Consider the following 14,257-nt stretch of genomic DNA (forward strand, 5'->3'; position numbering starts at 1 on the left):
TGTTCAGACCGGAGACAAGGTGGACGGGTGTTCGGAGACATGGTGGACAGTTTGGGCTGTGTTGTCTCGCAGGTCGATCTGAGCGATGCGATGGCGTCGATAGCAGATGTCGAAGAGGCCGTCGGTGTCGGTGGCACGTAGGGCGAGGGCACGTCCGGCGAAGGCGGTTGGGGCTTTGAGGATGCGTCCCCTGAAGCTGAAGCGGCCGTTCTGGTCGAGCTTGCGGACGTGGTCTTGCGACTCGTACTGGGGTGGCGTGATGGCCTCGGGCATCGACCTGGAGCTCATGGTGTAGCGCGCTGCCGGCGTGTCGAGCCTGAGCGCCTCGTGCGGCCGTTTGGTGTTGTAGACCGAGCGCCAGGCATCGAAGGCGGCCTGCGCCTCGTCGATGCTCTTGAGGTTATGAGCATCGAGCACCTCGGCCTTGAGGGTGCGGTGGAAGCGCTCCTCCTTGCCCTGGGTCTGGGGATGATAGGGCCGGCCGTGTACCAGGCCAATGCCTAGGTCCATCAGCCACACGCCCAGCCGGGTATACTGACCCTGGCCGGCTGTGCCCCAGGGCGGGCCGTTGTCGGCCAACATCCGCCAGGGCAGGCCATAGTGCTGGAACACCGCTGTGAGCCGGGTCTTGACCGTCTCTGCCGTCTCATCGGTGCATGCCTCCAGCTCGAGCGCATAGCGCGAGTGGTCGTCCAGCACCGTCAGCGGATGGCAGCGGCCTGTCTCCAACTCGACCCAGCCCTTGAAGTCCATCTGCCATAGATCATTGGGGGAGGCATGCTCGAAGCGCGTGAAGGCTCGCCGCTCTCCCGCTCCCGGCCCGTCCAGTTCCCCATGCCGGCGCAGGATCGCGGTGATCGTCGAGGCCGCCGGTACCGGCGCTACCCCATCGTTCTCCAGCACCCGGCGGATCTTGCGGCCACCCCATGCCCGGTGCTCGCTGCGCACCTGCAGCACCTTGTCCTCTAGCTCAGTGGACGTACGAGACGGACTGCTCAACGGCCGGCGTGAGCGATCCACCAAGCCGGCCATACCCGCTACACCATACACCGCCAGCCACTTGTAGCCGGTCGTCGGACTAACCCCGAACCGTCGGCACAACTCCCGCACGTTCGCACCCGACCCACTCGCCAGACGACAGAACTCTTCCCGTTCGGACTGCACTGAACGATCCGAAAATGGCATGCCGGCCTCCCCGCCCTTCATGCCAAATCCGTCCACCATGTCTCCGAACACCCGTCCACCATCTCCCCGGTCTATACANGAACGATCCGAAAATGGCATGCCGGCCTCCCCGCCCTTCATGCCAAATCCGTCCACCATGTCTCCGAACACCCGTCCACCATCTCCCCGGTCTATACACCCGCAAGGGGGAGGGAGACCCTCACACCGGCATCTCAGCTTGCGTCTCCCTCCCCCTTGCGGGGAGGGATCAAGGGTGGGGGGCGGCCCGCACCGGCCTTGGGGCTCCGCCGGCCTACAGCGTCCGCGCGTAGCGCATAAAAATCTGCTGGATATCGTTCAGCACCGCCTCGGAGAGCTCGACATCGGCTGCGCCGATATTGGTCTTGAGCTGTTCCATGGTCGTCGCGCCGATGATCACCGAGGTCATGAACGGCTTGGTGAGGCAGAAGGCGATGGCCATCTGGCAGACGTCGAGACCGTGCTTGTCGGCCAGCGCGAGATAGGCCCGGATCGCCGGCTCGGTGTACTGGTTGTTGCGATAGGCGGAGCCGGCCACGGCGCCGCGCGTCCCCTCGGGCAGCACACCGCCGAGATATTTGCCGGAGATGGCGCCTGCGGCCAGCGGCGAATAGGCCAGGAGCCCGACATCCTCATGGAAGGCCAGTTCGGCCAGATCCATGTCGTAGTAGCGGCGCAGGAAATTGTACTCGTTCTGAATGGTCTGCACCCGAGGCAGGCCGAGCTCCATGGAGAGCTTCAGATACTGCATGGTGCCCCAGGCGCTCTCATTGGAGAGGCCGAAATGGCGGATCTTGCCCTCCCGCACCAGCTCGCCCATCACCTGCAGCACTTCGAGCATGTTGGGCAGCACGCTTTCCTTATCCTGCAGGTAAGGGTTGTAGTCCCACGAGCCCTCGAAATGGTAGTGCCCGCGGCGGGGCCAGTGGATCTGGTAGAGATCGATGCGGTCGGTCTGCAGGCGCCTGAGGCTGCCTTCCACCGCTTCGCGCACGCTCGGCCCATCGATGCCGCGGCCGCCGCGCACCCATGGCCGTCCGCCGCCCGCGACCTTCGATGCCAACACAATGTCGTTACGCCTGCCGGTCTGCTTGAACCAGCTGCCGATGATTTCCTCGGTCTTGCCGTAGGTCGAGGCGTCGGGCGGCACGGCGTACATCTCGGCGGTATCGAAGAAGTTGATACCCTGCTCGACGGCATAATCCATCTGCTGATGGCCTTCGGCCTCGGTGTTCTGCTTGCCCCAGGTCATGGTGCCCAGGCAGATCTCGGACACCGAGATATCGGTGCGGCCAAGCGTCTTCATCTTCATGGAAATGCCCCTTCAGTTCGGCGCGCACCGTATGAGGCGAGGCTGGCCCAGACAATCCCCCGAAGGTCGGGCCAAGGTTGCGCGGGCGGGCCGGATCGGAGAGATTGTCCGCGCCATTTCAAGGATATCGCCGTTGCGCAAGTTTCTGTTGCCGCTCGCCGTCTTCGCCTTCACCGTCGCGACAGTCGTGGCGGGGCCGGCCGTGGCACAGGACGAATCAGACCTGAGCCGGATCGGTCAGATGAACCTCAAGGAGCTGGCGGGACTGGTCGGCGCCGTGACCCAGTCGGTGGGGCGGGACACGCTGAAGCTGCAGCCCGCGGCGCAGCGCAGCGATTGCGCCGAACTGACCCGCGCCTCCAACTCTTTTGCACTCGGCTATCGGCTGCTCGCCGAGGCGCGGGGCTCGCTGCAGGGGAAGCCCGCCAAGGACATTGCGGCGCTGCAGACCCATATCGTCCAGTCGCGCGTCATCACCTTTGCGGCGCGGGTCAGAGCCGAGGAATGGTTCAGTCGGCTCTGCGCCAGCTTTGCGATGCCGGCCGACAAGGCGAACGAGCCGCGCTACGCCAAACCGGTGAAGCTGCAGACTGCAGAATTCACCCAGGCGGTGATCGAGGCACGCCAGGCGGCCGAGGCGAACCTGACGCTGGCCGTGGCGGCGGGGATCGGCAAGAGGTGTCCCGAGGTGATCTCGGCCATGCAGTCGATCCAGCTGTTCGTGCCCTATCTCGAAAAGCTCTCCAAGGATGTGGCCAAGCGCCCGGAGGCGCTCGGCCCGCGCGCCAGCCGCCGTGGGCTCGAAGTGGCGCGGGGCCAGCTGATCAATGCCGGCAACAAGCTTTATCGCGAGCTCGGCATCGGCTGCCGGGCCAAGCCGCCGGTCGAGGCGGAAGCCCCGGCAGGCGGGGCTCCGGCCCCGGCGCAGTAAGGGGTTCGGGGCCTCAGGTCAAAAAACTGTCACGCAACGCGCTTTTTGCCTTGAGGTGGCGGAGATCACCCCCTATATACCCCCTGCGTCGGCGGCGATGGCCGCACACGAAGGCGCAAAAAAGCCAAGGCTTTGATATCTGACGCGGGGTGGAGCAGCCCGGTAGCTCGTCAGGCTCATAACCTGAAGGTCACAGGTTCAAATCCTGTCCCCGCAACCAAAGCTTGGATTGCAAAAGCCCCGCGAAAGCGGGGCTTTTCGCATTTCAGCCTAGCGGAGTGAGAGGCTCGACGGAAAACGGCTTGTGCGCCACCCGTGCTCCACTGCGCGCAGATCGGTTGGCCCGCATTGTTCGTCAGCGATGCGGCTCATAGCTCAATCGCCGCGACCCCACAGGCATTGATCAGGTTGGGGCCTCCGAGTTTCGAGGTTGCGCCCAAGCAACCGAAATGACGTCAGGGAGTTCACAGCTTCGATCTGTTACGGACGATCCCTCCTTGTCCGCCTGAAATGGGTCTCCGCGGCCGATTGGCCCGGCGGCAGGTGGCGCGCCGGCGTCGGTATGCTGTTGACCGGTCGATGAGAACAAGGCGGGCCACCGTCGGGAGTATCTATGGCAACACCGGACAATGCTCCGCTTCCCCACAAGGGCGGCCTGCCGCTCGAAACGGCGGCAGCTGCCGGCTTCTTTCTGACGCTGATTGTGGGGCTCTATCTGGGGCAGGGGATCTTTGTGCCGCTGGTGCTGGCGGTGCTGCTTGCCTTCGCCCTGTCGCCGGTGGTGGCGGGGCTTCGTCGCGTCGGATTACCCAACGTCGTCGCAACGCTTGTGGCGGTCCTCGGTGCCGGCGTAATGATCGCGCTGGTTGGGTATCTGGTGGTGACCCAGTTGCTGAAGCTGGCGGGAGACCTGCCGCAGTATCAATCGACCATCGCCGCCAAAATCCGGTCTTTCCAGATGACCGCAGGCTCCGAGGATGTGTTCGAGCGCCTGGCGCAGGCGGCCGAGCGGCTGGGCGAACAAACTGGTCTCTCCGGCAACAAGCCCGGTACCGAGGGTAACCCCTTGCCGGTGACCATCGCCAATGTTCCGCCCTCGCCCCTGGCGTCGGTCCAAGGGCTGCTCGGCTCACTGCTCGGCCCGTTGGCGACCGGCGCGATCGTTACGGTCCTCGTCATCTTCCTGCTGCTCGAACGCGAGGACCTGCGCGATCGCTTCCTCAGGCTGGTAAGCCGCGGCGACCTCAGGACCAGCACCAAGGTGCTCAATGAGTCGGCGCAGCGAGTAAGCCGCTACCTGCTGGTGCAGTTCCTGGTGAACGCCGGCTATGGCGTGGTGTTCGGCGCCGGGCTGGTGCTGCTGGGGGTGCCCAACGCGGTGCTTTGGGGGCTGTTCGCCACGCTGTTTCGCTACATACCTTTCGTCGGCACGCTCATTGCTGTGACCATTCCGCTCACCCTGGCATTCGCGGTGGATCCGGGCTGGACCATGCTGGCCGGGGTGATCCTGCTCTACCTGGTGGTCGAACTGACCACGACCAATGCCATCGAGCCCCGCCTTTACGGGTCGAGCACCGGGCTTTCGGCCCTCGCGGTCCTCGTCGCCGCAATCTTCTGGGCGACGTTATGGGGTCCGATCGGGCTGCTGCTGGCGACGCCACTGACGGTCTGCCTCGTGGTGATCGGGCGCTATGTTCGCAACCTGGCTTTCCTCGAGATTCTGCTCGGCAGCGAGCCGGTGCTGACGGGCGAGCAGCGCTTCTACCAGCGGCTGTTGGCGCGTAACACCGAGGAAGCCATCGACATGGCGAGTTCCGAGGTGGCCGAGACTGATCTCCCTCAATTCATCGACAGCATAGCGCTGCCAGCGCTGCGGCTCGCAGAAGCCGACCTGCAACTCGATGGGTCCGACATGGGGCCGCGCCGCGCCATCGTCGAGACGCTGAGCGACGTCATGGACGAACTGGCGCCCTCTGAGACCATGCAGAGCGAACTGCCGGGCGCCGGCAAAATCCTCGTCATTGGTGGCAGGACCGAGCTCGATGCCGCGGCCGCCGAGATGCTCAGTGCGCTGCTCAAGCAGGCCGGGGTGGAGGTCAGCCAGCTGCCGCCAATGTCGGCCCGGCGCGAAGGGCTGGGGCAGATCGACCTCAGCGGCGTTAACGCCGTGTGCTTGTGCTATCTGGGCAGCAGCCCAAAGAGCTTCGTGCGTTACGCGGCGCGACGGCTGAAGGCGAGGAGCGCGGAGACCGGAATTCTTGCCTGCCTGTTCAACGTTGCCAGTTCCGACGCAGATTTCATGCCCGCCGACCTCGGGGTCGATGCTATCGCCCGGAGCATGAAGGGGGCCCTGACACAGGCGCTCACCCTCCTGGGTGGAGCTGATGGCGCCGGCAGTGAGGCCGAGCCGCCGAGCGGTGTCGGACAGCTCGAGGCGCTGCGCCGGCTGCAGCGCGACACCCGCTATGGCGGCTGGCTCGACGACTTCCTTGCCAAGGTCGCTGCGACCTTCGAGGTTCCGCTCGCCACCGCCAGCATCATCGAGCGAGCCGACAGTTCCGCAGAGGAGCCGCCCCCGCCGGCAAATCTCGATGCCACTTCGCTGTACGAGCAGGTTGGCAAACAGGGCAGCCCGCTGGTGATCGAGGATGTTGCCGCCCACGAGCATTTTCGCGAGAACCCGTTCCTGCTCGAAAATGGCATTCGCTTTTATGCCGGGGTGCCGCTCTTGCCCGAGTCTGGACAGCCGGTCGGCACGCTGAGCATCTTCGACGTTGCGCCGCGCCAGTTCAGCGTCGCCCAGACCGAGAGCTTGCAGGCCCTGGCCGTCGAGCTGATGAGCCGGGTACAAACCTCGGCTCCGGCGGATCGCTGAGCCTGTACGAGACCAGTCACGCGTTGGCCTCGACGGGCCGGGCAGCGAGGCGCGGTTCAGCGCTCGCATAGCTCGGGCTACCAGCCGAAGTGGCAATCATACGAGAGCGGCAGCCGGCGAGTCCAAGGTTGAAGGGGATCCTTCGCCAGCCACCACTCTCTTCGGAGTCAACTCCTGCCCCCGCGCAGGGTTCCCTCCAGACAGCATGAAGCCCCGCACGGCCTCGAGGGTGGCGGGGCTTTTCGCATGGGCGGAGGAGGGCCCTTCCGCCCCGCCGCCAGGCAGGGCCTACTTCACGAGGCCGGCCGTCTTGCAGGCGTCGAGCGTCAGCGTCGCCAGGTCGATCTTGGTGGTGCCCTCGGCGGTCTCGGCCGGGGTATCGGGCTCGTCGCTCGACTCGGCGTTCTCGCTGGCATCATTAGCCTTGGTCTCGTCGGTGGCGGTGCCGCCATCCGCCTTGGCGGCTTCTGCCGCCAGATCGTGACACTGCGCCTGGACCTTGGGCAGATCCTCGGCGGAAATCTCGACGCCGTTGATCGAGGTCTGCGCCAGGGCGCCCGATGCCAGCATGGCCAGCGAGAGGGCGGCGGCGGAAACGAGGCTGCGGATCATCATGATTTCTCTCCACAATTGTTTTCGTTGAGGCGTGCCGGGCCTGGCGACGAAACGTGGAGCAGCGGAAATGGTTTCCGCCCCGCGACCCGAACCGGTGGTCGCAGGGAAATGCGGTTCCCCCATCAGCCCGCCGCTTTCGCCGCGGCCTCCAGCCAGAGGGCGATGGCGACGGCGCCGGGGTCGGGGTGACCGAGGGCGCGGTCGCCGATATAGCTGGAGCGGCCGCGGCGGGGGTGCATCGCGGCGGTGCGTTCGGCGCCGGAGCGGGCGGCCGCGGCAGCCGAGCTCAGCTGCTCGGCGGTGGTTTCTGCAGTCATTGCTGCGGCGGCCGGGAGCAGAGCGTCGAGCATGGTGCGGTCGCCGGCGTCGGCGCCGCCCAGCCGCTTGATGGCGTCGGCACCGGCGCTGAAGGCGCGGGCGAGGGTGGCGCTGTCAGCTCCGCCGTCAGCGACCGACTGGGCGGCAGCGATGGCGAAGGCGGCGTAGAGTGGGCCGGAGGTGCCGCCGATGCTCTTGCGCAGGGCAAGGCCGATCTCGCGCAGCACCGCATCGAGCGGCCGGCCGGTCCAGGCGGGCGCCAGCTGCAGCAAGGCGTTGGCGCCGCTGGCCAGCGAGTGGCCGATATCGCCGTCGCCGACGATACGGTCCATCTCGGTCAGTTCGGCTTCGGCGGCGATGACGGCGTGGCAGGCCGAGGTGAGCACAGCAACGAGCTCGGCCGGGGTGGCCGGGCCGGAACCGGCGGTGGGGTCGCTGCCGATGGCCGGAGCCGGCAGGGTGGTGAGCGCCGCGAGCGGCAGCCGGCCATGCGTGCCGGGCCAGGCCGGGGCGGTGGTAGGGGCATCGAGCGCTGCGAGGAGTGCGTCGTCGGTGTGGAGCAGGCTCAGCGAGATGCCGGTCATTTCGATGGCGGTGAGGAAGGTGCCGGCAAAGCCGCGATCCACAGTGATGCCGCGCGCCTGCAGCACCTGAAGCGCGTCGCGCGCCACGATGCTCATTTCCATCTGCGCGGTGCTGCCGAGGTTGTTGACCAGCAGCGCGACGTGGTCGCCGCCCCTGAGACCGCGATCGGCGAGGATGGTGTCGATGAGGGTTTCGACGATCTGGCGGGCCGGCTGCATGACGATGCGCTGCACCCCGGCTTCGCCATGGATGCCGAGGCCCAGTTCCATCTCGTCGTCGCCGAGCGAGAAGTTGGGTTTGCCGGCGGCAGGAACCGTGCAGGGCGAGAGCGCCACGCCCATCGAGGCGACGGCGCCGATGGCGGCAAGCGCCCGGGCTTTCACCTCGCTCAGCGGCAGGCCGGCTTCGGCAGCGGCGCCGGCGACCTTGTGGACAAACACCGTGCCGGCGATGCCGCGGCGGCCGGCGGTACGCTCGGCTTTGCCGAGCGCCGCATCGTCGTCGACGATCACCAGCTCGACCGGGATACCGTCGGCGCGGGCCATTTCGGCGGCGAGGCCGAAATTCAGCCGGTCGCCGGTGTAGTTCTTGACGATCACCAGGATGCCGGCCGGATTGGCGACAGCGCGGAGCGCTGCATAGACCGCATCGGTCGAGGGGGAGGCGAAGACGTCGCCGCTGACCGCGGCGGTCAGCATGCCCTTGCCGACATAGCCGGCATGGGCTGGCTCATGACCGGCGCCACCGCCGGTGACGATCGCTACCTTGCCGCTCTTGCGGAAAGCCTCGAGGTCGGAGCGCACCAGGGTGTTCTCGCTGCCGAGCAGCGCCAGGCCCGGATGCAGCATGGCGAGGCCTTCGAGCGACTGACGGACGAGCGAAGGAATGTCGTTGATGAGTTTCTTCATGGCCTCTCTCCCCTGACCCCGCACCGTGGCGGGGTCGATTCATGCAGCACAGGATGTCTGCACGAACTGGAGCAGGGAAGAAAGGCTTGAGGATCAGGCGGCGGCCTGCTGCTGACGCTGCAGCGGGTAGCCGTCGGCCTCGTAGAGGGCGCGGATGGCGTTGCCATCGAAGCGCCGTCCATCGACTTCGAGGAAGGTTCCGATCAGCCAGGCAGCTGGGCGGTCCTCGACGATATACTGGATGGCCTCGGCTGCCGTCTTGAAGCGGCGATACTGCTCGCGCGGCGACTTGGCGTAGCGGCGGCTGGGATAGAGTTCGGCGGAGGCGGTGTAGCTGAAGTTGTCCATGTCGGGTCCTTTCGGGCGGTTGAGCCGCGGGCGCGGCCGGTGGGTTTGCGTTGGAGCGGGTAGTTGCCGCTCTGGTAGAGGCGCTTGAGGGCGTCGCCGGCATAGACGCGGTCACCGACCCGAAGGCGGGCGCCGCGCAGACTGACGGGTGCAACTTCCTCGAAGGCGAAGCGCAAGGCGTGTGCCGCGACCCGGAAAGCCCGAGGGCCCTGGGCTGTGGCAGTTTGCCAGTCGCGACCGAGATAGAGCTCGGCGCGAGCCTGGTAGTTCAGATGTGTCATGTGTTCTCTTGTGGGCCCGTCATCGGAAGATGCGGGGCCTCTCGTTGAAACGCCTCGACCGCGAAGCGGGAGGCGTATGCCGGGCCTGTCCTGTTTAGTCGCGCTTCCGAACCGGAAAAGTCTGCAACTTTTCCTGGGAACGCTCTAGTTGACGGGCCCGGCAGATCGATCAGGCGAGCTGCAGGTTGGTCGCCGACAGCTTGCCGTCGCGGCCGCTCTGCAGGTCATAGGTGACCTGCTGGCCTTCGGCGAGGCCGGAGATGCCAGATGCTTCCAGCGCGGTGGCATGGACGAAAGCGTCCTTGCTGCCGTCGGCCGGGGAGATGAAGCCAAAGCCCTTGGTGGAGTTGTAGAATTTCACGGTGCCATTGATCATGACGGTACTTTCGATTGTGAGGGGACGCCCAGTGGCGAACGCACTCGTTCCTCCGGCGCAACACGCGGCGGAGGTCTAGACGTTCGCAATTCAGGGGAACCAAACAACCGGCAAGCCGGCAGATCAGAAGCCAAAGATGGCCGTAACGTATGGAAGCTATATAGGCATGAAATGCGCCGATAACAAGGTGGGCTTCAGAACTAGAAGGTAACCGCGCGCAGCCGGGCGTTGTGGATATGGGTTTCCATCGCCAGTTCTGCCTTGGCGCGGTCGCGTTTCAGCAGTGCGTCGATGATGTCGAGGTGATCGGCCAGCGCCGGGGCGAGCACCACCGGGTTCAGCCGGATGCGGTCGAGCTGGATCATGCGGACGCGGATGGCGTTGATCGAATAGGCCTGGATCAGCACCTCGTTGCCGGTGGCGCCGATGAGGAAATCGTGGAAATCGGAATCGATCTTCTGCGCCTCATCGAGCAGCGCGCCGCTGATGCCACCGCTGCTGGCGCGTTCGAGGATCGAGGCGTGCAGCGCCCGCTGCTGCTGCAGCGCCGCGTCGCTCACATGCTCGATGGCGTAGATGGTCGCCTCCCGCTCATAGGCGAGGCGCATCTGGTAGGATTCGCGGATCATCCTCAGATCGACGGTGGTGATCTGGATGCCGCGCTGCGGCAGCACGGCAAGCAGGCTTTCCGCCTCGAGCCGCGGCAGCAGCTCGCGCAGGGCGCCGAGCGAAATGCCGAGCTTCGACACCAAATCGCGCTGCGACAGGTTCTGGCCGGGCTGAATCTGGCCGGCCAGCAGCAGGCGTTGGAAGCGCTGGTAAGCCGTCTGCCGGTTCAGCGTGTTGTCGGCGCCGGCCGTGCTCCGCTGGCGACGCACCGCGCGTCGGGTCGGGGCCGTCAGGACCTTGGTCGACATACGCGTTTCCCTCCTTCGCGCTCGCCTGAGCGTTAACTCAATCCTGTTCGCCTGGGAATTGGAATTGGCTCTGCCGGAAACTCTGGAGCAGCGCGGTGACGCCGGCCGGCGAGAGCGGCAATAACGGCTCAAGGGGCCGCATCCAGGCAGCGTCGCCGCTGATCCGCGCCTTCACCGCTTTCAGCGCGATGATGCCGCCATGGTCGTCGACGGCGACGATGCGTTTCGCGGCGCGGTCGCGCAGACCCTGGGCTGCCGGGCCGTTGGGGTCGGCGAAGAACTGGCAGAGCTCGATGGCATTGACGTTGGGTAGGCCGCCGATCATCCCGGCGCCTCCGGCAGCCAGCAGGTCGGGCAGCACGCGGTCGTCACCGGTGAAGATCCTGAGGTTCGGGAAGGTCCTGGCCAGCATCAGAGTATGGGTGCGGTCGCCGGTCGAATCCTTGATGCCGACGATGCGCTTGCCATGCCGGGCAATGAGGCGCTCGACCAGCTCGACGCCGTAGCCGACCTTGGTCATGGCGGGGATATGGTAGAGCACCACATCGAGGGGGAAGCTGCCGCCGAAGCGGTTGGCAGCAGCCTCGAAGAAGGCGGCGATGCCGTCCTGGCTGGTCGCGCCATAATAGAAGGGTGGGGCGATCAGCACGGCGCGGCAGCCGAGATCGGCGGCAGCGGCGATGGTCGCCACGGCATCATCGAGCGCGGCGCTCATCGAGGCCGGGATCAGCCGGTCCATCGCTACGCCCGCCTGCTGTAGTGCGGCCAGCGCCGCCCGCTTTTCCCGCACCGAGAACGAAGCCCCCTCACCGGTCGAACCGAAGGGCGAAACGTAGCTGCAGCCGGCGGCGAACAGCCAGTCGATATGCGACTTCAGTCGCACAATGTCGATGCTTCCGGTGTCTGTGACAGGGGTCAGGGAGGCGGCGACAATGCCGCCGAGAGCCTTGGAATTGCTGGCTTCAGAGGCGGCTGCGAGTTCTTGTGTCACTGATACAATCACCAGATGGAGTAGTTGTTCAATCTATGTGTTTACACGAGCCGGATTCTGTTGCAAGGTCAATCCATCGGCGAGGGGATCTGACGGCGCGCAAACGCCGCCATCACGCTGGTAGGACGTGCATGCTGGGAGGGCGCCGTTGGCCGAACTGCAACTTCAGAATGTCTCGAAGACCTACGGGACGTTCGAGGCGGTAAAGGATGTGTCGCTGGCCATCGAGGATGGCGAGTTCGCGGTGTTTGTCGGCCCGTCGGGTTGCGGCAAGTCGACGTTGTTGCGGCTGATTGCCGGGCTCGATCCGGTCAGCGCCGGCACGGTGGCGATCGGCGACAAGGACATGACCGCGCGGCAGGCGGGCGAACGGCCGGTGGCCATGGTGTTCCAGTCCTATGCGCTCTACCCGCATATGAGCGTGTTCGAAAACATCGCCTTTCCGCTGCAGATGGAGAAGCGCTCGAAGGCCGATATCCGCGAACAGGTGGCCAAGGCCGCGGCGACGGTACAGCTGACGACGCGGTTGCAGGACAAGCCGAACAAGCTCTCGGGCGGGCAGCGGCAGCGCGTGGCGATCGCCCGGGCCATTGTGCGGAAGCCCGAGATATTCCTGATGGACGAGCCGCTGTCTAACCTCGACGCGGCGTTGCGCATGGAGATGCGCTCCGAGCTGACCCAGCTGCATAAGCGGCTCGGCTCGACCATGGTCTATGTGACGCACGACCAGCTTGAAGCCATGACCATGGCCGACCGCATCGTGGTGCTGAATGCCGGCAAGGTCGAGCAGGTCGGCAAGCCGATGGATCTCTATCACCGGCCGGCGAACCTGTTCGTCGCCGGCTTCATCGGCAGCCCACCGATGAACTTTCTTTCCGCCAAGGTGGTCGGCCTCGAGGGCGGCAACGTGCTGCTCGAGGTGCCCGAGGTCGGGCGGCTGGCGTTGCCGGGCGATGCTTCCGGCTTCACCGTCGGCGGCGACGCGACCATCGGCATCCGGCCCGAGGCGATCACCACAACCGCGCCAGGTGAGCCGGCGCTGACCCTCAGCATCGCCCCGCGCACCGTCGAGCGGCTGGGGCTCCACACCATCGTTTATGGCGAGCAGGGCGGCCGGACGCTGACCGCCTTGTTCAACGGCGATCCGGCGATTGCTGCCGATGCGCCGCTCGGCGTCCACGTGCCGCTGAAGCAGATCCACCTCTTCGATGCCGCGGGCCAGGCTCGCGGACACCGCGACTGACGCGTTTTCATCGCCCGCGACCTGGGGGAGGAGGACCATGCCTCCGGTCGCGCGCTCACAAGGGAGTAACGAGATGACCTTCAAATCCAACCGCCGGCAGTTCCTCTTCGGCGCCGCCGCCAGCAGCCTTGCCATCACCGCCGCCGGCGGTATCGGCCGGGCCTTCGCCCAGGACCAGCAACTGGTGTTCTGGTCGCAGCTCGCCGGCAGCAAGAAGGCGGCGGGCGAAGCGCTCGAAGCGGCGTTCAAGACGGCGCATCCGGGGATCGCGCTCAACTCGAGCCTGTTCGCCGAGCCGAGCCAGCTCAACGAAAAGATCCTCACCGCCATCAACGGCAACACCGCGCCGGACCTGTTCATCCAGCACTGGGATTACACCCTGACCTATTCGACCGGCGACAAGCTGGCCGACCTCAAGACCGGGCTCGCCAATGTCGATTTCGCCGGGCTCGATGCCTCGCTCCTCGCCTATGGCAATATCGGTGGCCAGCAGGTCTCGGTGCCGCTCTACGGCACGTCGCGCGGCCTAGGCATCAACCGCAAATACGTCACCGAAGCCGGGCTTGACGCGGACAAAGGCCCGCAGGATTGGGCCGAGCTGCGCGAGTGGGCCAAGGCGCTCACCAAGCGGCAGGACAATGGCCTGCTCGAAGTGGCCGGCCTCAGCATGTTCCACAACGATCTCGAGACCTGGGAGATCTTCACCCTGCTGCTGCAGGGCGCCGGCGGCACGCTGTTCAACGACGACCTGTCGGCGCCGGCCTTTGGCGGTCCCGAAGGCCTTGCGGCGATCAACTTCATGTTCGAGCTCTTACATACCGACAAGGTCACCGATCTCGGCTTCGGCCTCGGGCCAGGCGGTTCGGCGAGCCCGATCAACCAGGGTCGCGCCGCGATGATCATCGCTGGCAACTACTCGACCAACAACGCGCTGAAGGCGGGCATCGAGTTCGACGTGCTGCCGATCCCGATGGAGAAGGGCGGCTTCACCTCGCTGGTCGACCCGTTCAGCTTCGCCGTCACCAAGGCGTCGCCGAACCAGGCGGCGGCGGTGAGCTTCATCGAGTTCGCGCTGTCGCAGGAGCAGCAGGTGGCGTTCGCTCTGGCCTCGAAGAACGTGCCGGTGCTGAAGGCGGCACAGCAGGATCCGACGGTGCAGGCCGATCCGTTCCTTTCGAAGTTCATCAAGACCGCCAGCTTCGCGCCGCCCAAGGCCGCGGCCATCCCGGCCTTCTCGCGCATGGTGACGATCATCGCCCGCGCCGTGCAGGAGACGCTGTTCAAGCGCGTCACCGCCGAGGAAGCGCTGAAGGCCGCCGAGGCCGAGGTCATCGCGGTTCTCGCCCGCTAAAGG

The 14,257-nt window shown here is 65.9% G+C and carries 12 protein-coding genes and 1 tRNA gene; 5 read left to right on the top strand and 8 right to left on the bottom strand.

Annotation, left to right across the window (positions count from 1 at the left end; all coding sequences use genetic code 11):
• Positions 1–3: 3 nt before the first annotated feature.
• Entirely contained in the window at positions 4–1,185 is a 1,182-nt protein-coding gene (locus tag ASC68_RS18530; RefSeq protein ID WP_055883281.1) for an IS481 family transposase, read from the bottom strand.
• Positions 1,186–1,477: 292 nt separating this feature from the next.
• Positions 1,478–2,515, bottom strand: a complete 1,038-nt coding sequence (locus ASC68_RS18535) for an aldo/keto reductase (protein WP_055882601.1) — start codon at positions 2,513–2,515, stop codon at positions 1,478–1,480.
• A 133-nt stretch (positions 2,516–2,648) separates the two neighbouring features.
• On the opposite strand from ASC68_RS18535, the gene ASC68_RS18540 reads away from it, so the two are divergent.
• The 3 genes from ASC68_RS18540 (at position 2,649) to ASC68_RS18550 (ending at position 6,321) form a co-directional block, all read left to right on the top strand.
• Positions 2,649–3,446: a hypothetical protein gene (locus tag ASC68_RS18540; protein ID WP_055882604.1), complete on the top strand. Its 798-nt coding sequence runs from the start codon at positions 2,649–2,651 to the stop codon at positions 3,444–3,446.
• Between the two features lie 143 nt (positions 3,447–3,589).
• Positions 3,590–3,666: transfer RNA gene (locus ASC68_RS18545), tRNA-Met, on the top strand.
• 393 nt (positions 3,667–4,059) lie between these two features.
• Complete coding sequence (locus ASC68_RS18550; RefSeq protein WP_055882607.1) at positions 4,060–6,321, top strand: AI-2E family transporter; 2,262 nt, start codon at positions 4,060–4,062, stop codon at positions 6,319–6,321.
• Between the two features lie 288 nt (positions 6,322–6,609).
• Here the strand turns inward: ASC68_RS18550 and ASC68_RS18555 are convergent, their stop codons facing one another.
• The 6 genes from ASC68_RS18555 to ASC68_RS18585 form a co-directional block, all read right to left on the bottom strand.
• Positions 6,610–6,936 carry a hypothetical protein gene (locus ASC68_RS18555; RefSeq protein ID WP_055882611.1) on the bottom strand — a complete coding sequence of 109 codons (327 nt, stop codon included), beginning with the start codon at positions 6,934–6,936 and terminating at the stop codon, positions 6,610–6,612.
• Between the two features lie 122 nt (positions 6,937–7,058).
• Entirely contained in the window at positions 7,059–8,747 is a 1,689-nt protein-coding gene (gene dhaL, locus ASC68_RS18560) for a dihydroxyacetone kinase subunit DhaL (protein WP_055882613.1), read from the bottom strand.
• A 93-nt stretch (positions 8,748–8,840) separates the two neighbouring features.
• Positions 8,841–9,095, bottom strand: coding sequence for a hypothetical protein (locus ASC68_RS18565; RefSeq protein WP_055882616.1), 255 nt, complete (start codon positions 9,093–9,095; stop codon positions 8,841–8,843).
• A gap of 450 nt (positions 9,096–9,545) precedes the next feature.
• On the bottom strand, positions 9,546–9,752 hold the full coding sequence (locus tag ASC68_RS18575) for a cold-shock protein (protein ID WP_055882622.1): 207 nt from the start codon (positions 9,750–9,752) through the stop codon (positions 9,546–9,548).
• A 200-nt stretch (positions 9,753–9,952) separates the two neighbouring features.
• Positions 9,953–10,669, bottom strand: coding sequence for a GntR family transcriptional regulator (locus tag ASC68_RS18580; RefSeq protein ID WP_082528280.1), 717 nt, complete (start codon positions 10,667–10,669; stop codon positions 9,953–9,955).
• 37 nt (positions 10,670–10,706) lie between these two features.
• Complete coding sequence (locus ASC68_RS18585; protein ID WP_055882624.1) at positions 10,707–11,660, bottom strand: dihydrodipicolinate synthase family protein; 954 nt, start codon at positions 11,658–11,660, stop codon at positions 10,707–10,709.
• A gap of 148 nt (positions 11,661–11,808) precedes the next feature.
• Between ASC68_RS18585 and ASC68_RS18590 the strand changes: the two genes are divergently transcribed.
• Both ASC68_RS18590 and ASC68_RS18595 read left to right on the top strand, forming a co-directional pair.
• Entirely contained in the window at positions 11,809–12,903 is a 1,095-nt protein-coding gene (locus ASC68_RS18590) for an ABC transporter ATP-binding protein (RefSeq protein WP_055882629.1), read from the top strand.
• A gap of 73 nt (positions 12,904–12,976) precedes the next feature.
• Entirely contained in the window at positions 12,977–14,254 is a 1,278-nt protein-coding gene (locus tag ASC68_RS18595) for an extracellular solute-binding protein (protein ID WP_055882632.1), read from the top strand.
• Positions 14,255–14,257 lie beyond the last annotated feature (3 nt).

This window comes from Devosia sp. Root105 (genome assembly GCF_001424865.1).
GTDB lineage: Bacteria > Pseudomonadota > Alphaproteobacteria > Rhizobiales > Devosiaceae > Devosia_A.